The sequence below is a fragment of the Pedobacter namyangjuensis genome (assembly GCF_003313325.1).
GTDB classification, from domain to species: domain Bacteria; phylum Bacteroidota; class Bacteroidia; order Sphingobacteriales; family Sphingobacteriaceae; genus Pedobacter; species Pedobacter namyangjuensis.
Map to the genome: position 1 here is coordinate 13,746 of NZ_QMHQ01000006.1, position 24,131 is coordinate 37,876.

The window sequence follows — 24,131 nt, forward strand, 5'->3', positions numbered from 1 at the left end:
TAATTTTATTATACTGAATATCAGTTATTTAAAATCAAACTACAAAAATAGTTTGATAACTATAAAAATAGTAGTAACTTTAAATTAACACATTCGAAAATTATATAATGAGAGAATTAACAAAAGCAGAAGAACAGGTGATGCTAATTTTATGGGAGATGAAAGAAGGCTTAGTAAAAGAGGTGATCGAAAAAATGGAACCGCCAAAGCCAGCTTACAATACTGTGTCTACCGTAATTAGGGTGTTGGAGGGTAAAGGATTTATAGATCATAAAGCCGTTGGCAATACGCATGTTTATTTCCCACTAATAACCGAGGCAGAATATAAACACTTTGCTTTTGATAAAGTGATGAACAATTACTTCGAAAACAATTACCAAAGTTTGGTTTCCTTTCTGGTAAAGGAGAAAAACATGGATATGAACGAATTAGATGAGCTAATTGCATTGGCCGAGAAACTTAAAGAAACGAAATAATGGAATGGTTATATTACTTATTGGAAGCAAACCTGTATTTGTTGGCATTTTACGCGTTTTATCGCGTCGCTTTGCAACATCAGACTTTTTACAGCAACAATCGTTTTTACTTGTTAGCGAGTAGCATAACCGCTTTTGCAATTCCCTTAACACAACTAGGTTTTTTGAAACCAGCACCTATTGTTTATCAAATGGACGTTATACAAGATTACCCAATTGAACAAACTATAGACTACGCAGCGATTATTTATTCTATTTACATTATAATAGCTCTTGGTTTTACTATTAAACTATCTAACAATCTATTTAAAATCATAAATATCTGGCTTAAAGCGAAAAAAACGAATAACGGTAATATAACGCTTATTGAGTTGAATGACCAATCAACAGCATTCTCTTTTTTTAACCTTTTGTTCATCCATCCGAGTTTGGCTGGCAAACCAACTGTATTAAAACACGAGATGGTTCATATCAAACAGAAGCATAGTTTTGACATCTTATTTTTTGAAATTTTACAGATTATCTGCTGGTTTAATCCGATAATCTATTTTATTAAAAAGGATGTAAAATTACTGCACGAATACATTGCAGACGATGAAAGCACAAGTGTAGAAACTGACAAACATAGCTACGCAATGTTCTTAATCGAAAATTCTTTCGGAACACCAACCACCCCACTTGCAAATCAATTTTTCAATCAATCAATATTAAAAAGGAGAATCAACATGTTAAACAAGAAAAAATCTGGAAGCTGGTCTCAGCTTCGATTAGCACTAGCACTGCCTTTAACAGGAGCAATGCTTTGTGCTTCAACCTTGGCGTTTTCTAAAGATTATGGCTATTTCGACTTGCTTCCGGAGAAAAGCAATGTTGTGCTAAGCCCGCAACAAGAAGTTAAACCCGTAAAAAAAGCAAAATCAGAAAAAGATCAAGTTAAGTTTCCTCCACCTGTTGTAAAGCCTAACGGGAAAAATCTTAAAACTCCACCACCTGTCGAACCACCGCCACCATCTTACAAAACAAAAGAGGATCAAGTAAAATTTCCTCCGCCAATCGTTAAACCTGATGGAAAAAATTTAAAGACGCCGCCACCAGTTGAGCCTCCACCTCCATCTTACAGAACAATGAAAGATCAAGTAAAATTTCCTCCACCAATCGTTAAACCTGATGGAAAAAACTTAAAAACCTCTCCAGCTGTAGAAACTCCACCGGTACCGCAAAAGGAAGATCAAGTTAAGTTTCCGCCACCGATTGTTAAACCGGATAATAAAAAGGTAAATGAAAAAGCAGAAGATGTTACAAAGGTGAGAATTTTAGGAGAAATTGAAAAGCAACAACAGGCAATAAAGGCTAAAGATAAAAGAGTTGCAAATTTCAACCAACAACAGATTATTCGCGATCAGGTTAAAGCTAATCAGGAAAAAATAAAGCAGGAAATTAAGAAAGCAAGGGAGAAATCAAGTGCGGAAAAATTAACTACACTTTACAAAGCTTCTAAATTTCAGGCTTTGTTCTACCCTACTAAAACAACTAAGGGAGAAGTGGGTTGCTAAACCTACTGCGGAATGTAAACCACAAACTTAGTTTCGAAAAACTCTTCCTCAAAATACACTGAAAGCGGATGTAATTCTGCTTTCAGTTTTGATTCTTTAATTTCTTCGGTTAAATCGCCACCTTTTAAATATAATATCCCATTCGGGATTGCATTGATATTTTCCTTTGCAAACTTGCCACGTACCCAAGGATAAAAATCTATTAATCTAGTTACCGCTCTAGAAACCACGAAATTAAACTTTCCAGGTACTTGCTCTGCCCGTAAATGGCTTGCTGTAACATTTGTTAACCCTAATGCGCTTGCAACTTCCGTTACAACTTTTATCTTTTTTCCAATCGAATCTACTAAATGGAAATCTGTTTCCGGAAAAAGAATTGCCAATGGAATACCAGGAAAACCACCACCTGTACCAACATCTAAAACTCTTTCGCCAGCTTTAAAAGAGCAAAACTTAGCTATACCTAACGAATGCAAAATATGCCTTTCGTAAAGTTCTTCTATATCTTTTCTAGAGATAACGTTGATTTGAGCATTCCAAAAACTGTACAACTCAAATAACTTTCCAAACTGCTCAACTTGATTGTCGGTTAGGTTTTTAAAATATTTAAAGATGATATCAGGCTTTACTTCAGACATAAATTATAGCTAATTGGATATTAAAATTATTGGAATAGAGTTTACAAGTAATAACTAAATACGTGATCTGCAAATCTTAAACTTACTTATTTCCATTGAACTTTCTTTACAAAGATAGATAGAAAGGCATTAAAGACTAAGAAAACGAACAAAAACAAGTCTAAAATTGGGAACCAAAAACGTAGCTCGCCATAATTTAAACGTTTTAACAATTTAGGATAAACAAAGCTTCTAACAACTATGCTTAAAATTAGTAGTCCGACTGCAATAAAGTGTGTTGCTGGCAAGCAAATTAAACCTATTGCCAAAACATAAAACAAAAACTGCGTAATAATTTGTAAGCTTAGTATAAACTTATGTTTTGGCTTATAAAGTTTACCAGCACCAAAATGTCTTTTTTTCTGGCGTAGATACGCGAAGAAACTTTCTTTCGGCTCGCTCCAAACATGGGTATCCTTATTAAATCTAATAGCTGTATTGCTTCTGCTTGCATTAGCATTTACAAACAAATCGTCGTCGCCAGAAGGGATATGCATGTGAGCAGCAAAACCTTTGTTTTTAAAAAACAATGCTTTTTCATATGCCATATTTCTACCTACACCCATATAAGGCATACCTTTTAGGGCAAACGACAAATAATTTACTGCAGTAAAAAAAGTTTCGAAACGTATAAGCACATTTACCAAACTGCGCTTTTTAAAATAGGGAGAATAACCTAATAAAATTTTGGTTTCAGGATTTTCCGGTCTTTGCATACCTGCTAACCATAACTTCGATGCTGGTTCACAATCTGCGTCGGTAAAAACCAACCAGTCGTGCTTGGCCGCTTTTATACCCATAGTTACTGCAAATTTCTTGCCTGCAATAAACTTGGCACCTTCTGCTATGGCAACTACTTTTAAGTTACTGTGCTGTTTTTCTAAACTTTCTAAAAAGTCTTCTGTACCATCCCAAGATCTGTCATTTACAACAATCACCTCGAAATCAGGGTATTCCTGTTCAAAAACACTTGGTAAAAAAGTTTGCAAGTTGTTTAACTCGTTTCTTGCGCAAATAATTACACTTATAGGCTGTTGAGCTTGATTTATGCTTTGATCTACCTTAACCGTTGCCAATTTTAAGTGCACGAACAAGCTAAAATAGAGTTGTATGAGAAGACAGATTGTAAGAGCGCCGAGCAGGCTAATTTCTAATAAATTTAATTCCACTGATGGTGTATTTGAAAAGCTAGCAAATCTCTCATTTTTAATCTGTAATACCGATTATTGTTGATAAAAACATCGGGAAAACTATTTTAAAGACACAGATGCTATGTTTTCTACCCCAGCTTGCTTTGCCGTTTGCGCCAATTGCTGTTTTTGTGTAGCCGTTAACTTTCCAGTATTTTTAATTGTTTGTGCTAACATGGCGTTGTTGTACATAAAACTCATCATCCAATCTGTTTTATCTGTGGCAGATAATTTTGCAATTTGAGTTTTAACAGGTCCCTTAGCCATATTTCCCCTTATCGCATTGCGAAGATTAATTACCTTTTGCTTACTCGATTTAGTTTGATGATACATCTCCCAATTCCAAGCTATCCCAGTTGCCAAAATATCGGATATGTAGGTATCTTTTAAACCAAAATCTCTAGATCTTATATTAAACTGATGCATGGTTCTTGAATCAGATAAAAATCGTCTTATTTTTCCCTTATCTACATTTTTATCATTCGCTACCAACTGATTGAATATTTTTTCTTCGAAACCTCTAAAGTTGCTAAAACCAAAATAAATATAATCGGCATTTTCAGCCTTACTAGTTCCTTTATTGGCATTATTGAAAGTATTACTCATAACACTTTGGCTCAAAGCATTAAATCCGTGGCCCATGCCTAAACTTTGCGTAGCACCCGGATCCCATTGCGCCGTAGCGTTTAATCCAACCATCACTAACATCAAAAACAAGGTCTTTTTTAAAAAATTCTCCATAACATTAAATGACTTGACAACATTTTTATAACCGTTTAAAGCAATTTATTGTTTTTACCTAGCTATTAAACGGCATACCTTAGCTATAGATGCGGTAAAATTGTTACTTTTGCATCCTATATGAAATTTAATTTAGAGGCTAACGACCCCCTTTCTAAAGCTAGAGCTGGAACGATTACAACAGCGCATGGCGATATTAAAACACCTATTTTTATGCCGGTTGGTACTGCCGGAACAGTTAAGGCCGTACACCAAAGAGAGCTAAAAGAAGATATAAATGCGCAAATCATTTTGGGTAATACTTATCACCTTTATCTTAGACCCGGTTTAGATATTATTGAGCCAGCTGGCGGCTTGCATAAATTTATTGGATGGGACAAACCGATTTTAACCGATAGCGGTGGTTATCAGGTTTATTCTTTAAGCAAAGTTCGAAAAATTAAGGAAGAAGGTGTTACGTTTAGATCACATATTGATGGCTCTAAACACCTTTTTACCCCAGAATACGCCATGGATATTCAGCGTACCATTGGAGCCGATATTATTATGGCTTTTGACGAATGTACGCCATACCCATGCGACTATAAATATGCAGCCAACTCCATTAACATGACACACCGCTGGTTAAAGCGTTGTTGCCACAGAGTGGATACTACGGAACCAAAATACGGTTTCGAACAAACCCTCTTTCCTATTGTACAGGGATCTGTATATAAAGATTTAAGGGTTAAATCGGCAGAATTTATTGCCTCTATGGAGCGTGAAGGGAATGCTATCGGCGGTTTATCTGTTGGCGAACCTGCCGAAGAAATGTATGGCATGACCGAAGTTGTTTGCGATATTTTACCTAAAAAAAAACCTAGATATTTGATGGGTGTAGGTACGCCAATCAATATTTTAGAAAATATTGCGTTAGGTGTAGATATGTTTGATTGCGTAATGCCGACTAGAAATGCTAGAAATGGGATGTTGTTTACCAAAAACGGCATCATTAATATCACCAATAAAAAATGGGCGAATGATTTCTCTCCTATTGACGCAGACAGCGATTTGTATGCCGACAAAGTTTACAGCAAAGCATATTTGCGCCATTTAATGCATTCTGGAGAAATGTTGGGCGCACAAATAGCTACTTTACACAACCTTCATTTTTATATTTGGTTAGTTGGCGAAGCTAGGGCAAAAATTATTTCTGGCGAATTTTATGCTTGGAAAAATAAAATGGTTGGTATATTAGGTAACAAACTATAAATGAACTTCATAAAAAAGCGTTTAAAAATTATTGATGCCTTTATTATAGGTAAATACTTGGGTACGTTTATGTTCACCTTGGTTTTATTTGTAGTGATAATTGTGATTTTTGATTTATCTGAGAAATTAGACGACTTTTTAAATGCCGATTTAACTTTTTGGCAGGTCATTACTAGATATTACGCCGGCTCTATTCCCTTTTACGTGAATATGCTATCGCCGTTAATTAATTTTATTGCGGTTATATTTTTTACAGCAAAAATGGCCGATCAAACTGAAATTGTTCCGATTTTAAGTGGCGGAGTTAGTTTCAACCGCTTTCTGCGTCCTTATTTCATTTCGGCAACGATAATTTTCTCCGCTAACTTAGCTTCAAACCTTTATGTACTGCCATACACTAATCGCATCAAAAATAAGTTTGAGAATGAGGTAGTTAAGAAAAATGACCCTTTTACGAAGTCTAATATTCACATGAAATTAGACAGCAATACTTATATCTTTATTGATAATTTTGATAACCGTACCAATATTGGCTATAGATTTTCATTAGATAGGTTTAAGGGTGATGTTCTACAGAAAAAATTGATGGCCGAAAACATTGCCTGGGATTCTGTTAAACGGGTTTGGAAAATGAGCAACTATACCGTTAGAACCATAAACGGACTGAAAGAACATATGTTCTATGGCACTACGGCGCAGAAAGACACGGTTTTAGATATGCGGCCTGATGATTTCTCTGCATATGAAAATGTATTCGTTGCCATGAGCGCAAGAGAACTTTCGGACAAGATTAAAAAGGAAAAAATTAGGGGATCAGGGATTATGAACGACCTTCTCTTTGAACAGTATAAAAGATGGTTCCACCCTTTATCTGCTTACATTCTAACATTAATTGGCGTTGCGCTTTCATCTAGAAAAGTGCGTGGCGGCGTGGGTCTACCGTTAGGCGTAGGTATAATTTTGAGCTTTGCCTATATTGTTTTTAATCAGTTCGCTCAAATGTTTTCTACAAAAGGGGGCTTACCACCACTTTTAGCAGTTTTACTACCTACCATATTTTTTGGTTTATTAGGTATATATTTGCTTCGAAGAGCACCTAAATAATGGAACCAGCTATTAAGCACAGCGATACAAAAAACCTTTTCGTACTACATCTTACAGTTTTTGTTTGGGGTTTTACTGGCATTTTAGGTGCGTTAATTTCAATTAACGCCGTACAATTGGTATGGTATCGCGTTGGCATTGCCTCTATCTCTTTATTTGCATACTTCCTTTTTAGCAAAACCGACATTAAAGTTAGCAGGTCAAAATTTATCAAATTTTTTCTTACCGGAGGTGTGGTAGCCATTCATTGGATATTGTTCTTCCATTCTATTAAGGTAGCCAATGTATCGGTAGCGCTAATTTGTTTGTCGTCTGTAACGCTTTTCATAGCCATTTTAGAGCCATTGGTAAAAAAGCAAACTATCTCCAAAGGGGATATTTTTATAGGGTTAGTGATTATTCTAGGCATCTATTTAATTTTCAAATTCGAGTCGAAACACACAACAGGAATCATATTTGGGCTATTATCTGCACTCTCAGCTAGTATTTTCGCCACCATAAATTCTACGTTGGTGCAAAAAACCGATGCAAGCATTATTGGCTTATACGAGCTTACTGGCGCATTTTTCTGGGTAACGCTACTCCGCTTTTTCGATGGCACACTAGCCAACGAAACATTCAGCCTATCCATTAGCGATTGGGGCTATTTAATACTTCTAGGAACAGTTTGTACAGCGCTAGCATACGTGGCTGGTGTAGCTGTAATGCGTACCATCTCGGCATTTAGGGTGGCTCTAATTACGAACCTTGAACCGGTTTACGGTATCATTTTAGCTTTCATTTTGTTGGGCACAAAAGAGCAAATGACTGGTGGTTTTTACCTTGGATCGTTGCTTATTTTAGCAGCTGTTTTCGTTTATCCCATCTATAAAAAACGTCGCTCGAAGAGTTAAATATAACCAACCCGGACGCCACAAGCGTAAATCTTATTGCAATCTTTTGCTTTTACGAAGACCTTTTGCAACCATTATTAAGCAAAATAAGGAATTAAAATTCGAGAAATTTATCGGCAAATTTTGGCAGATACACTGTCGTCGAGACATCGTTTTAAGAAGCTTAAAACCGCTAAGACAAAGTAAAAATCACTGTCTTTAGACTCTCTTTTTTTGATGCTGCAACACTTTAAAAAGACACCAAAATATGAGTGAAATAGTCAATCATTCACATCGTACAAACTGCTAAAACAGACCAAAAACAAGTCCATCATTTTGCCTAAAAACCGTTTCCAGACTACAAGCAAAATCAAAAAAAGCAATCGAAAAAATCTATAGTTTCAAGAGCCAACATCACATAAACGGAACCTAAAAAACGACATTAAAAACGTCAAAACAAGAGGTGAAAAATCAGCACAAAAGCATATTCAAAAGCTCGAAATTCACGATCAAAAACTGACCGTGAAACATATAAAATTTCGTTTAAATTTTTCTCGAAAATCTTTGCAAGATACATCCTAAAATATGCATTTTTTTGCTTAAAATTACGGCAGAAAAAGTTGAGGTTAGTAGAGAAGTATTTGCTTAAAATGCATACAAATTAGAAAAATAGATGTTTTTTTAATGCTTAAAAACAACCTTAATAGTGTAATGTATATAGAAAATATAAACTATATTTAAAAACCGTTAAAAACTATCCTTAGCTATTGAAAAACAAGAATAAAAAGGTGTAGTAGAAAAAAAAATAAGTTTATTTAAAATTTATATAAATTTAAAAATCAACACTTTATTAAACTTTAATTAAACTTAAAAATAAAATAATTAATAAAATTAAAATCGCTAAAAACTAATAATTTTAGCAAACCAAACTAAAACAAAAACTAAAACTTAATAAAATGCTGAAAATCAAAATATTTACAATAATTATATTAAGTTTTATTTCACAAATAGTTTTTGCTCAAATTTTCGACAGTGAACAAAACCCACTTAGTGTAAAATTTAGAAAAATAAGCACAAGTGGCTTTACCATCCTATACCCTACCGAGCTTGAAAAAGAAGCACAGCGAATGGCAAATACACTAGTGAAAATATACCCAGAAATTGCGAAGGATTTAAAGGCTCAAAAAACAACAATTCCAGTGGTACTACAGAACCGTGGAACAACGGCAAATGGCTTCGTTCAACTGGCTCCAAAAAAGGCGCAATTTTACACCACTCCGCCGCAGCAATTTGATAGTCAGGATTGGCTTAACAATTTGGCTGTTCACGAACTTAGGCACGTTGCGCAGTTCGATAAAATTACAGGCGAAAAGGGCAAACCATTTCCGGAAGAAATATACTTTGCCTACATGGGCGCCGCAGTGCCAACTTGGTTCTTCGAAGGTGATGCGGTAAGCATAGAAACTTCGCTAACAAACGCCGGTAGAGGAAGGCAACCATCGTGGGTAATGCCTTTTAGAACTTCGTTACTTAGCGACAAAAATTTCTCCTATTCAAAATCCTATTTCGGATCGCAAAAAGACATCACCCCTGGTTATTACCAACTCGGTTATTTGATGGTTTCTGAAATGCGAAAAAATTTCGGCAACTCCATTTCCGACAGCCTACTTTCAGATATTAACAAAAGACCGCTTAGACTCTATCCATTTTCTAAAAGCCTGAAAAAGTTTACCTCCAAAAATACAAAGCAATTCTATGAGCAAACTTTGGCAACGCTTAAAGCTGAGTGGCAAAAACAAGATGAGCAAAATGAAAGTGAAAATTATGAACCATTAAATCGCTCTGCGAAAATTGCCAGCAATTATTTTTTGCCAACTGAGCTACAAAACGGAAAAATACTCGCTCTTAAACAAACTAAAAGCGAGACGCCGGGGTTCGTCATCATAAATGAAAAGAAAATCGAACAGAGGCTGTTTAAAATCGGTTTTCAGGAACAGCCTTGGTTCAGTTACCATAATGGTGTATTAGTTTGGGACGAAATAAGATTTGACCCGAGATACAAACAAAGGAGCTACAGCGTAATTTGTAGTTACGATTTCTCAACTGGCAAGAAAAAGCAATTAACCCAAAGAAGCAGGCTCTTCTCTCCTTCCCTATCGGGCGACGGGAAAAAAATTGTGGCAGTGCAAATTGATTTAGGCAACCAATCCAACCTCGTTGTTCTAGATGCGCAAAGCGGAAATATAACAGATACGATTCCAAACACTGAAAATTTGATTCTGCAAACTCCAGCCCTAAATCAAGACGGATCAAAAGTCACTTACATCAGCGTTAGCGAAAAAGGGAGAGCACTTTGGTTGCTAGCGAACGGAATTACAAGAAAATTAATTGATGAGACAAATCAGCAATTAGCCAGACCGATATTCTTTAACGAACAAATAGTTTTTAACGCTCACCTAAGCGGAGTAGATAATATCTACAGCATAAGTATCGTCGACAAAAAAATAATGGCGCTAACGTCAGCAAAATACGGCGCCTTTAATGCGAATATTACAAAAAATGGAAAGTCGATGTTATTCAACAATTTTCACTTAATGGGATACGAAGTTGCAAAAACGGAGATTAAACCTAAAGCTGTTCAAGAAAATCACTTTGTATACTTCGGAAAAAGCGCTGACGAATTAGTTGGAGCGAAAAATATTTTTGTAAACATACCTGACAGCAACTTTGCGAGCCTAAGATACAGCCGATTTTCAAACCTCTTCAATTTCCATAGCATTAGTCCGACTGTTGATGAAAACGACAGATTTGGTCTACAGCTAAAATCAAATGATCTGCTTAACAATTTTGATTTTTTTGCCGGGGCAAATTACCACAGCGATTTACGCCGAATAGAATACAACGCTGGCTTTAACCTTAAAAGTTTTTTCCCGGTTTTTAGCGCAACTTTTCGCAACAGACCAAGGCTTGCCTATTACAACTATCAAAATTCTATTTACGAAGCTAATTGGAGGGAAAACTTTATTGATTTGAAAGCAACTGTGCCGTTAAGCATAAATGCCTACAACCACAATTACAGTTTAGTGGGCGAAATTGGAACTAGTTACACCAAAAGAAATTTTGAAGCCCGCGAAGCGCAGCTTTTTAGTAGCAACTTAAATTTTCCGATGAGTTACAAGCTCGGTTTTAGCCATAGCATTAGAACCGCAGAGCGAGATGTAGCACCACGATGGGCACAATCCTTTAGTTTTAGCTATTACAACCAACCTTTTGATACTAGGCTAAATGGCGACTTATTTGCATTCGGAAGTATTTTTTATTTCCCGGGCGTAGCGAAAAACCACTCTTTAACCGCGAGCTTTAATTACCAAAAAAGTAGCGGAAACTTGCGTTTTAACAATGAAATAAATACCGTTTATGGTTACGGTCAAATTCGGGCAAAAAGCCTTTTGAAAAATACGCTATTGCTAAATTACCGGTTTCCTTTTGCGTTTCCGGATACCGAAATTGCCTCATTGGCTTACATAAAAAATTTAAGGGGAGGATTTTTTAGCCACTATGAAAATATAGGTACCGAAACTAATTTGACAGAACCTAAAACATTTGGCTTTGAATTGCGTAGTAGTATGAACTTGTTGCGCTACCAACCTGTAGTTGATTTAGGAGCGAGGCTTGTTTTTGTAAATAAAGTCTACAATCAAAACCCAATTGTAGAGTTAATTTTTAATTATAGTTTTTAACCATTAAATTGCCTTAAACCGAACAATCTTATGAAAACAAAAACCATCATTATCATCATCCTAACTATGTTGCTTACTATTTTTCTAATGGTAAACAGCGATCCGGTTGATTTCGATTTTCTAATTGGCGCACCAGTTCCTGTTTCAAAACTGTTAGTAATCGGCATTTGTATATTGATAGGCTTTATCCTCGGCTTCTTAGTAGGAAGGCCAAGAAAAACCGTAACGAGTTATGATACTGAGATTGAAAAAGGCTTTCATAACCAGGAGAACAAATCGACTTTAAGTGATGAGGATAGAGACTACATCAGTTAATTAAAAAAAATCGTAAATAAAAAAGCCATCTTTCATATCAGAAAGATGGCTTTTCTATGTCTAATTAGGCTATAATTCCTATTTGTCTATTCTCAAAAATTCGCCTGTCAAACTAAACTTTAACTCTAGGCCGTTAGATAATTGAATTTCCTGATCATTTACGTCCAATTCCCATTCGGTAATTACAGCCGTAGGGTAATTTGCCTTTGAGTATGCCAATAACGAAGCTGGGATAACGCTATCTGGTAATTGGCTGGTGCTTTTTACACTTGTTACAACACCGGCTTCAGTAAATTCCAATTTAACGCCATTTACTAAAACAACTTCGTATTCATTTACCAAATCATCCCTATCTTTCACAATTCTAGCAACTGCAACGCCATTAAAATGCGTGGTTAAATAAGCTTTTGCTGACGCAGAAAGCTCGCTTTCTTGTACTACTGTTTCATCTTTATCACATCCTGTTAAAACAAACGCAAGGGCTAAAGCAAAGCTTAGTTGGATCAATACTCTTTTTAAAGTTTTCATGTGTAATTATTATATTAAAATTTATAGAATTTTGTTAACTATTTTTCCGTTTTTATCCAACACAACATCCTTCTCTAGTTTTTGTTTTTTAAGCTCAACGCGATAAAACACCTGTTTATCGACTTCAAACCAATCAACATCGTCAATGCGGTATCCTTTAAAATTATCGCTTATACTTTTGGAGACAACAACAGGTAAATTCTTTGCCGGTATATCTTTTTTCTGTTTAACAATGGAACCTTTTTTATCCAGCCAAGCTTCGCAATCTGTGGCACCAAGGTTAAAATCCGCATTATACAAATCTCCTTTTAACTCCCATTCAACTTTCGAAGCATTTGGAAAAACTTGTTTGAACGTATTAACAACAACTGAAGGAACTTTATCTGCAGCAATATCTTGCGCAAAAACTAAGGTCGAAAAGAATAAGCCGGTAACAATTAACATTATCTTTTTCATGATATTTAATTTTAATTAAAAATTTATACCACAAAGAAAGTACTCAATACTGAAAAGAAACTGGAAGATTGAATTCAAACAGCTTTTTTAAACAAAATCGTAAAATTGTGCCTGCCTGAATAGGTATAGTTAAGTTGGTAATTGTAAAGGTTGGTAATCGCTTTAACAATGGACAATCCAAGTCCAGTGCTATTTTTATTTTTGCTGTCTTTTTGAAAACGACTAAAGATGCGCTCCTCATTTAAGGGAACGGTTTTACCAGTATTGCTTATAGTCAAACTATATTTTTTTATCGTGATGATGATATTTCCACCCTCATAATTATGGATAACTGCATTTTTAAGCAAGTTTGATATTAGTATTGCAGCCAAATCCTTATTCATTGCGTAATTTAGCTCAGCCTCTTCTATTAGCTCAATTTCAACACCTTTGGTTTCAGCGTAATCGTCGTACTCGTTAATTAGCGATTTTACTAATTGTACAACCGACACAACTTCTACTGCACCGTATTGTCTATTCTCTATCTTTGAAAGTAATAGTAATGATTTGTTGAGCCTAATTAGGCGTTGTAGCGTACTCATAACCTGCCCTATAGCATCTAATTGGTGATTGGTTAAGGTTTCATCTTCCGCAAGCAGTTCAAGCCTATTTAGGCTAATGGCTAAGGGAGTTTGTAACTCGTGCGATGCATTTTCTATAAACTGTTTTTGATAACGATAAGTATTAACAGAGTGCTCAGCCAATACAACTAACGAATCATTTAACTCCCTAAACTCCCGCACTTCGGTTTTGGTTGTTTTAATTCCCTCATCTTTATCTAACCTAAAGGCACGTAGGTTTCTCAATAGCTGATAAAAAGATGTCCATACTTTTCTGATGAGCAAGTTGTTAATTAATAGAACACTGCTAAGAATAGCTACGTATAGCAAAATAAGCCCATAAAGTAAACTTTCAACCAAATCGTCTTCTCCTACTGTTGAAGCCACGATTTTCATCTCGTAATATTTATCATCAATGGTAAAAACAGTAGAAAGCATTCTAAACGGCTCCATCTCTTCGTCGTTCAAAGTCCACATCAAAGTATCTCGGTAGTTATCCCTAAAGCTTAAGCCATGTTTGCCACTTATTTCCTTTATCTGGTAGTTATGTTCAGAAAATCCAGAACGCTCGATAATTCCGGCATCTTTGTTTACCCGTTTAATTACCAACATCTTGTTGTTTTCAAGCCCATCGTCCAAGCTATTTTGTATTTCGCTAATCATCCTAAAATAGAATAATACTGCCCAAACACTTAGCACCAATAACAATGCTATAGACAAATACTTAAGCGTATAATTTATCAGTTTCATAAAATGATAAGCTTGTATCCGATGCCATAAACGGCCTTAACTTCAATTTCCGCAGAATTTTCTTTTAACTTTTTGCGCAGATTTTTAATTTGAGAATAAATGAATTCAAAATCGTCTGCACCGTCTATATTGTCGCCCCAAACTTGCTCGGCCAAGGCTATTTTATTTACCAAACGATTTTTGTTCACAGCCAGGTAACTTAAAATATCAAACTCTTTCCTATTTAACGCCAACTCGACCCCAGCTATCCACACCTGTCTAAAATCCATGTCTATCCTTGTATTTGCTAACTCAATGGTATTTTTTCCGTCCAAAAATTTACGGCGTAAAACAGATTTTATCCTAGCGTTTAGCTCTGCGATATGGAAAGGCTTCACTAAATAATCGTCGGCCCCCATTTCAAGCCCTTTAATTTTATCCTCTACAGAATCTTTAGCCGATATTATTATCACATTATCGGATTTTTTTAATTGCTTTAGCTTAGCGAGTAAATCCAGCCCGTTTCCATCTGGCAACATAATATCCAATAGAACACAATCATACTCGTAAGAAATCAGCTTCTGCAACGCATCTGCATAATTACCTACAGTTTCTACCACAAAAAACTCTTTTTCAAGAGACTCTTTAATCACCTCCAATAAATCGACTTCGTCTTCAACCAGCAGTAGCTTCATATCGCAAATTTGATAATAAAACTGGAAAAATACTGGATTTCATTTGGTTGCATATCGAATTTGCGTTGCGGATTAGTATCTAACAACATAACTAGTTAATATTTCAAAAGCTATTAATCGTTATTATGACATTTATTTATTAATTTTAAGAAACCAGATAAATCATTCATGAACCGATTAGCAATAAAACCAGCTTACTTTGCGATAATATTATTGATAAGCGCCAGTACTAGCTTCGCCCAAACTATTCTCAAAAAAACCGATGTAAGCATAAACTTTAACAAACCAGTTGGCGAAATGTACCCCATGTGGGCTTGGTTTGGCTACGACGAACCAAACTACACATACATGAAAGATGGCAAAAAGCTGTTAACAGAATTGGCTGCACTATCTCCTACCCCTGTATTTGTTAGAGCGCATAGCCTACTTGTTACCGGAGATGGGACTGCCGCTTTAAAATGGGGAAGCACAAATGCCTATACCGAAGATGCCAGCGGAAAACCCATTTACGATTGGAAAATTATCGATAGTATTTTTGACACCTACGTTAAACGAGGAATGAAACCGCTTGCGCAAATAGGTTTTATGCCACAAGCGCTAAGTACGCATCCAGAACCGTATAGACATTATTGGAAACCTGGCGATCCTTACGGTGATATTATGACGGGATGGGCCTATCCACCTAAAGACTATGATAAGTGGAGAGAGTTGGTTTACCAATGGGTAAAACATAGTGTAGAAAGATACGGTAAGGAAGAAGTGGAAAGCTGGTACTGGGAAGTTTGGAACGAACCTAACTATTACTGGAAAGGCACAATGGAAGAGTTTTTTAAAACCTACGACTATGCAGCGGATGGTGTAAAACGTGCTCTTCCTACCGCAAAAATCGGCGGACTAGATATTGCAAGCACTAGAAGTGAAGGTGCGCAAAAATGGATGCATGCTTTTATAAAACACTGTATAAATGGTAAAAACGAGGCAACCGGTAAAACTGGCGCTCCCTTAGATGCATTTCTTTTTCATGCCAAAGGCGAACCACAATTGGTAAAAGGAGTTGTTAGAATGAATATGGGCCCACAGTTAAGAGATATTTCAATGGGGTTTAAGATTGCGGCATCTTACCCGGAAACCAAAAACCTTCCTCTTATTATTGGCGAAAGCGATCCAGAAGGATGTGCAGCTTGTGGAATGGCCACCAATCCGCAAAATGCTTACCGCAACGGCACCATGTACAGCAGCTACACCGCAGCATCATTTGCCCGCAAATATTTACTGGCGGATAAATATGATGTTAATTTCTTAGGCGCAGTTTCTTGGTCGTTCGAGTTTGAAAACCAACCTTGGTTTTATGGTTTTAGAGATTTAGCCACCAATGGCGTTAACAAACCTGTGCTAAATGTTTTTAGAATGTTTGGCAAAATGAGTGGTAAACGAGTAGAGGTGCAGAGCGATAGAATGGTACCATTGGACGAAATAGTGGCAAAAAGCGTACAAGGAGAAAAATCTGAGATTGGCGCATTGGCTTCGATAGATAAGAAAACAGCGGGCGTAATGGTTTGGAACTATCACGATTTAGATGTAGCTGGCGCTGCAGAACCTGTTCAAGTTACGTTAGCGGGCATTCCTGCTAAAAAAGTAACCTTTACACATTATACTATCGATAGCGAGCACAGCAATTCTTACGAAGTTTGGAAGAAAATGGGTTCGCCACAAAACCCAACCGCAACGCAAATTTCAACTTTAGAAAAAGCTGGTCAGCTAGAAACAGTTGGAAAACCTAAAAAACTAGACGTAAAAAATGGAGAGTTGAAAATAGATATCGCTTTGCAAAGACAAGCGGTTTCGCTAATTAAATTAGATTGGTAGTTAAGGGAATTTTATTTCACATACCTTTCGATGAACGATTTTCTGGTAATCATATGCAAATACGCAAAAGGACCAGAAAGTTGTTCTCTTTGTTTCAATTGATAAAGAAAATGGCCTCCTAAATCAATTACTAGCGGACATTTTGCCTCGTACCAAACTTTGTGCGGAAAACGCCAGCAAAATGAATAGTAATACGATGTTAAGGGAATATCTCTTAAAGATGGGTGATGAAAAGTTAGGACCTTCGGTTTTTGCACATTCGCAATAACATCTTCCTTTTTAACCATGGTAAGGTTGGCTTTATGGCAAAACTCAAGCATCGAAAGCCTTGCATCATCTACATCGGGCAAATGTTTAAGGATTTTAAAGCCTTTAAATTTTTTACCATTTATTACCCAAACCAAATTTGGATAAAAACGCTCCCTGCTTTGCAGTTCGGTTAAACTAATCGGCGAATTCTGAAACTCTATGGTTGTGCCACAAGGCGTATGCACGTCTGCTCGGTGATACTCGCCCTGTAGTTTGTTTAAGAAAGTTATCTCCCTAAAACCTACCGGAAATGCCTTTTTCCAATCGCTATGCCAAGGCGTCTCTCCTTTGTAATACGCTGGTATAGCTACATCTATATCGGGTAGGGTTAATTCCATAGATTTTGTAGGTGCAAAATTAAAATTGTTCAAACATTAAATTCATAGAAAATATCAACATTTTGTAAGATTCCCCTTTTGTTAAAGGTGCTAGATAAACCCTCCTTCAGAAATATCCAACTTATTTAATAGCGGAAAATTACAGCTAGCAACATCAGTTAATGCTGTTACAATAATCGCCTGTAGCTGATTCACAATTGATATATAATTTAGACAGCATTTTGACGGGGAAATCTTCGAGCTACTCCATCGCGTTGAGCAAAAAAAGCAGGTAAAAACCTGCTTTTTCGATTATCAAATTCAAAATGTTAAACGCAATTAATTTAAATGCTAACCGTTTAAGGCAGTTTCAATGTCTTTTAAGATATCGTCTATATGTTCTAAACCGATAGATAAACGAATAGAACCTTGTTCAATGCCAACTATGTTACGTTCTTGTTCGGTAAGTTTACTGTGCGTACTTGTTGCCGGATGAGTAGCTATGGAACGTGTATCGGCCAAATTTGCGGAAATAGAAAACATCTTTAAACCATCCATAAAATTTCTTGCGCCTTCAATACCACCTTCAACAACAATAGTTACTATACCACCGCCCTGCTTCATTTGTTTTTTAGCTATTTCGTACTGCGGATGCGATTTTAAGAATGGGTACTTAACCAACTTAATTTTCGGGTGTTTTTCCAGATATTCAGCAACTTTTAAAGCGTTTTCGCAATGGCGATCCATTCTTACAGCTAAAGTCTCTAAACTTTTAGATAGAACCCAGGCGTTAAAAGGTGATAACGATGGTCCGCTATGGCGAGCAAAGTTCATCACTTCAGTAATCAAATCCTTTCTCCCTAAAATAATACCGCCTAATACACGACCTTGACCATCAATATATTTGGTAGCCGAATGGATAGAAATATGCGCACCCAACTTAATAGGCTGTTGTAAATAAGGAGTAGCAAAACAGTTATCCACCACTAATAAAACTTGATGTTTTTTAGCCAAATTGCCTAAAAATTCCAAGTCAATAATATCTATCCCTGGATTTGATGGCGTTTCTACAAAGATGATTTTAGTGTTCGGTTTAATTAAGCCTTCCCAATCTTTCGGTTTATCTAAATCAGCATAATCAAACGTTACACCCCATTTAGAAAAAACATTAGTTAGCAGTTGGTGTGTAGAACCAAAAACCGAGCGACTTGATACCACATGGTCGCCACTTTTTAGAAATGCGCCAAACGTAGTAAAAATCGATGCCATACCAGTTGCCGTTGCAAAACCATCCTCAGCACCTTCTAGCAAACACATTTTCTCAATAAATTCAGATGTGTTTGGATTAGAATAACGGCTATAAACGTTCCCTTCTTTTTCGTTAGCAAAAAGGGCACGCATTTCTTCCGCATCATCAAACTTATAACTTGAGGTAAGGTAAATTGGCGAAGAATGTTCTTTATGGCTACTTCTTTCGGTTTGTGTACGTATGGCTATGGTTTCGAATTTGTTGGACATTTTGAATGTTTTAAATTTTAGGTTGTAAGTTATAAGTTATTAAGAAACGTGGCTACGTAAAACTTAAAACGTATTACTTATTACCATTTATAGTATATGTAAAGTTAATTTTCGCAGAGCGACCAAGAATGTTGGCTACTGAGCAATATTTATCAAAAGTTAAAGCTAAAGCCCGTTCCACTTTCTGTTCATTTAGATTTCCTGATAAGATAAACTGTATATTAATCTCATCAAAGATTGCTGGCTCTTCATTTACTCTAGAAGCATTAATATTGATTTTGATATCATCTAACTGTTCTTTTTGTTTGGTGAGGATGTTAACCATATCTATACCGCTACAGCCACCTAAGCCAACCAATAAAGTTTCCATAGGCCTAAAGCCTTTGCCCTCGCCACCTATGGCAGGATTAGCATCTAACTCAACTGTAAAACCGCCTTCATTAGTTGCTTCAAAATTAAATTTCCCGCTTTTGCGAATAAGGTTGATTTGCATAATTCTTTTTTTTACCACCAAGGCACGGAAAACACGAAGATTAAATTACTTGGTGTACTTTGTGTCATTGCGGTTGATAACTTATTTAAACATCGTAAAAAACAAAATTGTCTTTTTCCAGTTCCGGCAGAGCAACCTGTCTTTCAAAAATTCCAAAAACCGATGAGCCGCTACCACTCATTAATGCAAATGTAGCACCTGCGCTGTAAAGCTGCGTTTTTATTGCGTCAATTTCTGGATATTTTTTAAAAACCGAGCTTTCAAAATCGTTTTTCAAATTTAATTTCCAATCAGACACAGGCAATTTGATGGAATCTCGAAGATCATTTTCAGGCATAGCCACGGTTGCGTTTGCGTAAGCCTCGGCTGTAGACACATGAATATTTGGCTTTACAAGTACTATAAAGTAGGCTGATAAGTCTACTTCAATTGCTTCAAACTCGTCGCCTTTGGCAAATGCGTATGCAGGCATGTTTTCTATAAAAAAAGCGCAATCGGCACCTAATAGCCTAGCGTAGTTCTGCATTTGTTCGACTGAAAGCCCTAACGTAAATTTATCGTTTACCAGTTTAATTAGAAACGCTGCATCTGCAGAACCACCACCCAAGCCAGCTCCTACCGGGATATTTTTAAGCAGTACAATTTGCTGATTTGGCAAATCAAAATCCGCCTGCAAAGTTTTAAACGCCTTTAAACAAATATTATCCTCAGCGGTGCCTGGTATTTCTATGCCCTTAATTAACATCGAAGTTTCTTCAGCATCCACCAACTCTACTACGTCTTTTAGCTTTATTGGGTAAAAAACAGTTTGTAGGTTATGGTAGCCATCAGCACGTTTTTCGGTTAGATAGAGCCCTAGATTTATTTTGGCGTTTGCGAATGCTAACATTTTGATTTTAGATTTTAGAATGACGATTTACGAGTTATGAGTTGAGGCTTATCAGCCAAAGGATTCGACTTTGCAAATTAAGCAACTTTTCACCTTCAACTGTCCACTTTAAACTTTATAGGTATAATGCCCGATAATTTTCCAAGCGAAAAGCACATCTTCCATTACTTGCCCGGCGCCAATGTTATGCACAATCAGGTAGCGTTTGCCATCGGAAGATTTTTTGTTAACCACCAAACCTATATGAGAAATATTTCCGCTCAAATTCCAACAAACGATATCGCCAGGTTTGTATTGGTTCGCTTCTTTCGTCGTTGGTTTTACCGTTCCTTTGCGTTTAAAGAATACCATCAGATTGTAAACCCTTCTATGGTCTATATTTTTATCGGTAGTTTTACGTCCCCAATCTTTAGGATATAGCTTAAAATTAGGCTTCATATCCTCGTGTACATCCTTCTGCAAATCTACTTTAAAAGCATTTCTATAGGCTCTTATCACTACATCCGTACAAACACCTTTATTAGCCGGCACATCGCCATTTGGGTAGGGCATAGAAAAATAAGCGGGATCATAAGTTACTTGATCTTTTGTTAGTGCAAGAGCAGCATCAGACAGTTTAAGTGCGTTAGTCGATTGCGCTAAAGTGTTCAGAGCCAAAAAAAGAACGATACAAAAGCAAAATATTTTCTTAGTCATAGAGATGGTATACTGGGTCTCAAATCTACTTTAATTTTTATAAATGTAAAAAATCCACTATGTGGAAAAAGCAAAACCTTAGAATTTTAGTCTATCCTTATCAAACCTAAAATCATTTATTATATTGTAATCGTTTTTAAAACCCTAACCAAAAATCCCTAGATGAAACGAAGAAATTTTATACAATCTAGCTCTGTTCTATTAGCTAGCACCAGTTTAGGTTCCATTATACCTTTAAACCTATTTGCCTCGAACAATGTAGCTGATAAAATCCGCTTTGCGGTTATTGGTATAAACGGCATGGGATGGTCTAACTTAAATGCTTTATTGAAAGATTCTAGAGCCCAATGCGTAGCACTTTGCGATGTAGATAAAAACGTGCTGACCAGAAGATCTGCAGAATTAGCCAAGCGAAATATAAATGTTGCTACCGCTACAGATTACAAAAAACTATTAGAAGACAAGCAGATTGACGCAATTGTAATAGGTACGCCAGATCATTGGCATTGCAAAATGATGGTTGACGCCCTTGCTGCCGGTAAAGATGTTTATGTGGAGAAACCAGTTGGCAACTCTATTGAAGAATGCAATATTATGCTTGCCGCACAAAAAAAATACAACAAAGTTGTACAGGTTGGTCAATGGCAACGTAGCCAAAAACACTTTGCAGACGCGATGGCATATGTTCACTCGGGCAAATTGGGCAATGTGCGCTTGGTAAAGGCTTGGGCCTACCAAGGTTGGATGAAAGCCATACCAGTATTGCCAGATTCTTTAGTTCCAGAAGGAGTTGATTACGATTCGTGGCTTGGTCCCGCTAAAAAAGTGCCTTTCAACCAAAATCGCTTTCACTTTAATTTTAGATGGTTTTGGGATTACGCCGGTGGCTTAATGACAGATTGGGGCGTGCATATGATAGACTTTGGGTTATTGGGTATGAAAGCCGAAAATCCGATTAGCATTGTAGCCTCTGGCGGAAAATTTGCTAATCCAAATGATGCCTCTGAAACTCCAGATACCTTAACTACAGTATTTCAGTTTAAAGATTTTAACCTGCAATGGGAGCACGCAACTGGAATAGATGGAGGACCGTACAACAGAAATCATGGCGTTGCTTTTATTGGAAACAATGGAACGCTGGTATTAAATAGACAAGGATGGGAAGTAATACCAGAAAAAGCAGATGGAAAAGATAAAATTGAACGTATTGAACTTCAAAAATCTGTAGATGATGGCTTGGTAAAACATACCAGTAATTTTTTAGATGTTATTCAGTCTAGAAAAATGGAAAATTTAAATGCACCAATTGAAGCGGGCGCTCATATTGCCAACATCTGCCAAATGGGAAACATTGCTTACAAGGTTGGTAAAAAAATATATTGGGATGCAGAAAAAAACAAGTTTACGGATAGTGAATCTAATAAATACCTCAGTGCAAAATACCACAATGGTTATAAGATGCCTACCATTTAGATTCTAATTATCCAATTCCACTTTCCTATTCGTCATTCCTTGGTTAAGAAAATAGACAATGTGGAAAAAGCAAACCGGTAAAGACTATTTTAATTTTTAGTTTTGTATTAAACAATTTAAAAATCTCGATTTATCGGGATTAGAGGTTATGAAACAATACTTAGATTTAATGCAACATGTGCTGGATAACGGCACGCAAAAGCACGATAGAACAGGCACGGGTACAATCAGTGTTTTCGGTTACCAGATGCGTTTTAATTTGGCAGAGGGCTTTCCGATGGTTACGACAAAAAAATTGCACCTAAAATCTATTATCCACGAGCTTATTTGGTTTTTAAGTGGTGATACCAATATCAAATACCTAAAAGAAAACGGAGTAAGAATATGGGACGAATGGGCAGATGAAGAAGGTAACCTCGGCCCTGTTTACGGCTCTCAATGGCGCTCGTGGCCAAAACCTGATGGCGAAAAAATTGACCAGATTACCCAAATTATAAACACTATAAAAAACAATCCAGATTCGAGAAGAATCATTGTTTCTGCTTGGAATGTCGCTGATATCGAGCACATGGCTTTACCTCCTTGCCATGCGTTTTTTCAGTTTTACGTAGCCGACGGTAAATTAAGTTGCCAATTGTACCAACGCAGTGCAGATATATTTTTAGGCGTACCTTTTAATATTGCTTCCTATGCTTTGCTTACCATGATGGTAGCACAGGTTTGCGGCTTAGCGTACGGCGATTTCGTACATACTTTAGGCGATGCACATTTATACAACAACCATATTGAGCAGGCCAACTTACAATTAAGCAGAGCACCAAAAGCTTTGCCAACGATGAAAATCAATTCTGATGTAAAAGACATTTTCGATTTTAAATTTGAAGATTTTACATTAGAAAACTACGATCCGCATCCGCATATTAAGGGCGTGGTGGCGGTGTAATTTACATCGTTAATTGGTTCATTCGTTTAATTAGTTGTCAACGAGCTAAAAGTTAAGTAAACCATAGTTTAAATTATTTCGTCATTGAGAGATAAGAAGCAATCTATTTAGTAAATCATCATTATGATTGCTTCGTATCTCACAATGATGCCAGCCTGAAAAATTCATAAATGAATATATCTATAGTAGTAGCCATTTCCCAAAACAACGCCATTGGCAAAAACAACCAATTACTTTGGCATTTGCCAGCCGATTTAAAACATTTTAAAGAGATAACTTCCGGCAACTGCATTATTATGGGTCGTAAAACGTACGATTCTATCGGACGACCATTACCTAACAGGCGAAATGTAGTGATTACCAGAAATACAGCTTTAAAAATCGAAGATGTTGAAATAGTAACCAGTTTAGAGGATGCGATTTCGCTCTGCGAAAATGAAAAAGAAATATTCATCATCGGCGGTGCCGAAATCTATAAAGAAGCCTTGGCTTTAACCGACACTATCTATCTTACAACAGTGCACCAACACTACGATGCCGACGCATTTTTCCCAGAAATTAAAAGCGAAGATTGGTTAGAAATAGATTCTGAGAGCCATAAAGCCGACGAAAAAAACAAAGTGGACTATACTTTTAGTACCCTGAAACGCAGATAACTCCGTTGCTATAATAAAAATACAATAAGCCGACTTATTATTTAA

General features: G+C 36.5%; 23 protein-coding genes. 11 read left to right on the plus strand and 12 right to left on the minus strand.

The window, feature by feature from the left end; translation table 11 throughout:
• The first annotated feature begins 107 nt into the window (after positions 1-107).
• Both DUT69_RS18375 and DUT69_RS18380 read left to right on the plus strand, forming a co-directional pair.
• Complete coding sequence (locus DUT69_RS18375; RefSeq protein ID WP_113654745.1) at positions 108-476, plus strand: BlaI/MecI/CopY family transcriptional regulator; 369 nt, start codon at positions 108-110, stop codon at positions 474-476.
• Positions 476-2,029, plus strand: coding sequence for a M56 family metallopeptidase (locus tag DUT69_RS18380; RefSeq protein WP_113654746.1), 1,554 nt, complete (start codon positions 476-478; stop codon positions 2,027-2,029). Before DUT69_RS18375 ends, DUT69_RS18380 begins: the two co-directional genes overlap by 1 nt.
• Positions 2,030-2,031: 2 nt before the next feature.
• Here DUT69_RS18380 and rsmG read toward each other — a convergent pair whose 3' ends face one another.
• The 3 genes from rsmG to DUT69_RS18395 form a co-directional block, all read right to left on the minus strand.
• A complete protein-coding gene (gene rsmG / locus DUT69_RS18385) occupies positions 2,032-2,667 on the minus strand; it encodes a 16S rRNA (guanine(527)-N(7))-methyltransferase RsmG (RefSeq protein ID WP_113654747.1) in 636 nt (211 codons plus the stop codon).
• Positions 2,668-2,753: 86 nt separating this feature from the next.
• Positions 2,754-3,875, minus strand: a complete 1,122-nt coding sequence (locus DUT69_RS18390) for a glycosyltransferase (protein WP_240186763.1) — start codon at positions 3,873-3,875, stop codon at positions 2,754-2,756.
• 81 nt (positions 3,876-3,956) lie between these two features.
• On the minus strand, positions 3,957-4,637 hold the full coding sequence (locus DUT69_RS18395) for a hypothetical protein (protein ID WP_113654748.1): 681 nt from the start codon (positions 4,635-4,637) through the stop codon (positions 3,957-3,959).
• A gap of 120 nt (positions 4,638-4,757) precedes the next feature.
• Here DUT69_RS18395 and tgt point away from each other — a divergent pair, with 120 nt between their 5' ends.
• The 5 genes from tgt to DUT69_RS18420 all read left to right on the plus strand — a co-directional run bounded on the left by tgt (position 4,758) and on the right by DUT69_RS18420 (position 11,919).
• Positions 4,758-5,888, plus strand: a complete 1,131-nt coding sequence (gene tgt / locus DUT69_RS18400) for a tRNA guanosine(34) transglycosylase Tgt (RefSeq protein WP_113654749.1) — start codon at positions 4,758-4,760, stop codon at positions 5,886-5,888.
• On the plus strand, positions 5,889-6,992 hold the full coding sequence (locus DUT69_RS18405) for an LptF/LptG family permease (protein ID WP_113654750.1): 1,104 nt from the start codon (positions 5,889-5,891) through the stop codon (positions 6,990-6,992).
• Positions 6,992-7,885 carry a DMT family transporter gene (locus tag DUT69_RS18410; RefSeq protein WP_113654751.1) on the plus strand — a complete coding sequence of 298 codons (894 nt, stop codon included), beginning with the start codon at positions 6,992-6,994 and terminating at the stop codon, positions 7,883-7,885. The genes DUT69_RS18405 and DUT69_RS18410 overlap by 1 nt, the downstream gene beginning before the upstream one ends.
• Before the next feature lie 935 nt (positions 7,886-8,820).
• Entirely contained in the window at positions 8,821-11,604 is a 2,784-nt protein-coding gene (locus tag DUT69_RS18415) for a hypothetical protein (RefSeq protein ID WP_113654752.1), read from the plus strand.
• 30 nt (positions 11,605-11,634) lie between these two features.
• The gene (locus DUT69_RS18420) at positions 11,635-11,919 is read left to right on the plus strand and encodes a LapA family protein (RefSeq protein WP_113654753.1); all 285 of its coding nucleotides are present in this window, start codon (positions 11,635-11,637) and stop codon (positions 11,917-11,919) included.
• Positions 11,920-11,997: 78 nt separating this feature from the next.
• On the opposite strand, the gene DUT69_RS18425 is transcribed toward DUT69_RS18420, so the two are convergent.
• From DUT69_RS18425 to DUT69_RS18440, 4 genes are all read right to left on the minus strand, one after another.
• The gene (locus DUT69_RS18425) at positions 11,998-12,447 is read right to left on the minus strand and encodes a PepSY-like domain-containing protein (protein ID WP_113654754.1); all 450 of its coding nucleotides are present in this window, start codon (positions 12,445-12,447) and stop codon (positions 11,998-12,000) included.
• 21 nt (positions 12,448-12,468) lie between these two features.
• A complete protein-coding gene (locus DUT69_RS18430) occupies positions 12,469-12,903 on the minus strand; it encodes a PepSY-like domain-containing protein (protein WP_113654755.1) in 435 nt (144 codons plus the stop codon).
• 74 nt (positions 12,904-12,977) lie between these two features.
• Positions 12,978-14,252 carry a sensor histidine kinase gene (locus DUT69_RS18435; RefSeq protein ID WP_113654756.1) on the minus strand — a complete coding sequence of 425 codons (1,275 nt, stop codon included), beginning with the start codon at positions 14,250-14,252 and terminating at the stop codon, positions 12,978-12,980.
• Positions 14,249-14,926: a response regulator transcription factor gene (locus DUT69_RS18440; protein ID WP_113654757.1), complete on the minus strand. Its 678-nt coding sequence runs from the start codon at positions 14,924-14,926 to the stop codon at positions 14,249-14,251. Before DUT69_RS18440 ends, DUT69_RS18435 begins: the two co-directional genes overlap by 4 nt.
• Positions 14,927-15,094: 168 nt before the next feature.
• Between DUT69_RS18440 and DUT69_RS18445 the strand changes: the two genes are divergently transcribed.
• A complete protein-coding gene (locus DUT69_RS18445) occupies positions 15,095-16,792 on the plus strand; it encodes a GH39 family glycosyl hydrolase (RefSeq protein WP_113654758.1) in 1,698 nt (565 codons plus the stop codon).
• Positions 16,793-16,803: 11 nt separating this feature from the next.
• Here the strand turns inward: DUT69_RS18445 and DUT69_RS18450 are convergent, their stop codons facing one another.
• From DUT69_RS18450 to DUT69_RS18470, 5 genes are all read right to left on the minus strand, one after another.
• Positions 16,804-17,439 carry a competence protein CoiA family protein gene (locus DUT69_RS18450; protein ID WP_113654759.1) on the minus strand — a complete coding sequence of 212 codons (636 nt, stop codon included), beginning with the start codon at positions 17,437-17,439 and terminating at the stop codon, positions 16,804-16,806.
• Between the two features lie 330 nt (positions 17,440-17,769).
• Positions 17,770-18,936 (minus strand): trans-sulfuration enzyme family protein, encoded by a 1,167-nt coding sequence (locus DUT69_RS18455; protein WP_113654760.1) that lies wholly within the window; start codon positions 18,934-18,936, stop codon positions 17,770-17,772.
• A 73-nt stretch (positions 18,937-19,009) separates the two neighbouring features.
• On the minus strand, positions 19,010-19,429 hold the full coding sequence (locus tag DUT69_RS18460; RefSeq protein WP_113654761.1) for an OsmC family protein: 420 nt from the start codon (positions 19,427-19,429) through the stop codon (positions 19,010-19,012).
• Positions 19,430-19,514: 85 nt separating this feature from the next.
• Positions 19,515-20,318: a 4-(cytidine 5'-diphospho)-2-C-methyl-D-erythritol kinase gene (gene ispE / locus DUT69_RS18465; protein WP_113654762.1), complete on the minus strand. Its 804-nt coding sequence runs from the start codon at positions 20,316-20,318 to the stop codon at positions 19,515-19,517.
• Positions 20,319-20,426: 108 nt separating this feature from the next.
• Positions 20,427-21,014 carry a DUF1287 domain-containing protein gene (locus DUT69_RS18470; RefSeq protein ID WP_113654763.1) on the minus strand — a complete coding sequence of 196 codons (588 nt, stop codon included), beginning with the start codon at positions 21,012-21,014 and terminating at the stop codon, positions 20,427-20,429.
• Positions 21,015-21,176: 162 nt separating this feature from the next.
• Between DUT69_RS18470 and DUT69_RS18475 the strand changes: the two genes are divergently transcribed.
• From DUT69_RS18475 to DUT69_RS18485, 3 genes are all read left to right on the plus strand, one after another.
• Complete coding sequence (locus DUT69_RS18475) at positions 21,177-22,487, plus strand: Gfo/Idh/MocA family protein (RefSeq protein WP_113654764.1); 1,311 nt, start codon at positions 21,177-21,179, stop codon at positions 22,485-22,487.
• A 148-nt stretch (positions 22,488-22,635) separates the two neighbouring features.
• Positions 22,636-23,430: a thymidylate synthase gene (locus tag DUT69_RS18480; protein WP_113654765.1), complete on the plus strand. Its 795-nt coding sequence runs from the start codon at positions 22,636-22,638 to the stop codon at positions 23,428-23,430.
• A 170-nt stretch (positions 23,431-23,600) separates the two neighbouring features.
• Entirely contained in the window at positions 23,601-24,086 is a 486-nt protein-coding gene (locus DUT69_RS18485) for a dihydrofolate reductase (protein WP_113654766.1), read from the plus strand.
• Positions 24,087-24,131: the final 45 nt, after the last annotated feature.

Bases quoted from the DNA above. Each gene is read 5' to 3' on its own strand.
- DUT69_RS18375 (WP_113654745.1), top strand. From the start codon at position 108: ATGAGAGAATTAACAAAAGCAGAAGAACAGGTGATGCTAATTTTATGG.
- DUT69_RS18380 (WP_113654746.1), top strand. From the start codon at position 476: ATGGAATGGTTATATTACTTATTGGAAGCAAACCTGTATTTGTTGGCA.
- rsmG (WP_113654747.1), bottom strand. From the start codon at position 2,667: ATGTCTGAAGTAAAGCCTGATATCATCTTTAAATATTTTAAAAACCTA.
- DUT69_RS18395 (WP_113654748.1), bottom strand. From the start codon at position 4,637: ATGGAGAATTTTTTAAAAAAGACCTTGTTTTTGATGTTAGTGATGGTT.
- tgt (WP_113654749.1), top strand. From the start codon at position 4,758: ATGAAATTTAATTTAGAGGCTAACGACCCCCTTTCTAAAGCTAGAGCT.
- DUT69_RS18405 (WP_113654750.1), top strand. From the start codon at position 5,889: ATGAACTTCATAAAAAAGCGTTTAAAAATTATTGATGCCTTTATTATA.
- DUT69_RS18410 (WP_113654751.1), top strand. From the start codon at position 6,992: ATGGAACCAGCTATTAAGCACAGCGATACAAAAAACCTTTTCGTACTA.
- DUT69_RS18415 (WP_113654752.1), top strand. From the start codon at position 8,821: ATGCTGAAAATCAAAATATTTACAATAATTATATTAAGTTTTATTTCA.
- DUT69_RS18420 (WP_113654753.1), top strand. From the start codon at position 11,635: ATGAAAACAAAAACCATCATTATCATCATCCTAACTATGTTGCTTACT.
- DUT69_RS18425 (WP_113654754.1), bottom strand. From the start codon at position 12,447: ATGAAAACTTTAAAAAGAGTATTGATCCAACTAAGCTTTGCTTTAGCC.
- DUT69_RS18430 (WP_113654755.1), bottom strand. From the start codon at position 12,903: ATGAAAAAGATAATGTTAATTGTTACCGGCTTATTCTTTTCGACCTTA.
- DUT69_RS18435 (WP_113654756.1), bottom strand. From the start codon at position 14,252: ATGAAACTGATAAATTATACGCTTAAGTATTTGTCTATAGCATTGTTA.
- DUT69_RS18440 (WP_113654757.1), bottom strand. From the start codon at position 14,926: ATGAAGCTACTGCTGGTTGAAGACGAAGTCGATTTATTGGAGGTGATT.
- DUT69_RS18445 (WP_113654758.1), top strand. From the start codon at position 15,095: ATGAACCGATTAGCAATAAAACCAGCTTACTTTGCGATAATATTATTG.
- DUT69_RS18450 (WP_113654759.1), bottom strand. From the start codon at position 17,439: ATGGAATTAACCCTACCCGATATAGATGTAGCTATACCAGCGTATTAC.
- DUT69_RS18455 (WP_113654760.1), bottom strand. From the start codon at position 18,936: ATGTCCAACAAATTCGAAACCATAGCCATACGTACACAAACCGAAAGA.
- DUT69_RS18460 (WP_113654761.1), bottom strand. From the start codon at position 19,429: ATGCAAATCAACCTTATTCGCAAAAGCGGGAAATTTAATTTTGAAGCA.
- ispE (WP_113654762.1), bottom strand. From the start codon at position 20,318: ATGTTAGCATTCGCAAACGCCAAAATAAATCTAGGGCTCTATCTAACC.
- DUT69_RS18470 (WP_113654763.1), bottom strand. From the start codon at position 21,014: ATGACTAAGAAAATATTTTGCTTTTGTATCGTTCTTTTTTTGGCTCTG.
- DUT69_RS18475 (WP_113654764.1), top strand. From the start codon at position 21,177: ATGAAACGAAGAAATTTTATACAATCTAGCTCTGTTCTATTAGCTAGC.
- DUT69_RS18480 (WP_113654765.1), top strand. From the start codon at position 22,636: ATGAAACAATACTTAGATTTAATGCAACATGTGCTGGATAACGGCACG.
- DUT69_RS18485 (WP_113654766.1), top strand. From the start codon at position 23,601: ATGAATATATCTATAGTAGTAGCCATTTCCCAAAACAACGCCATTGGC.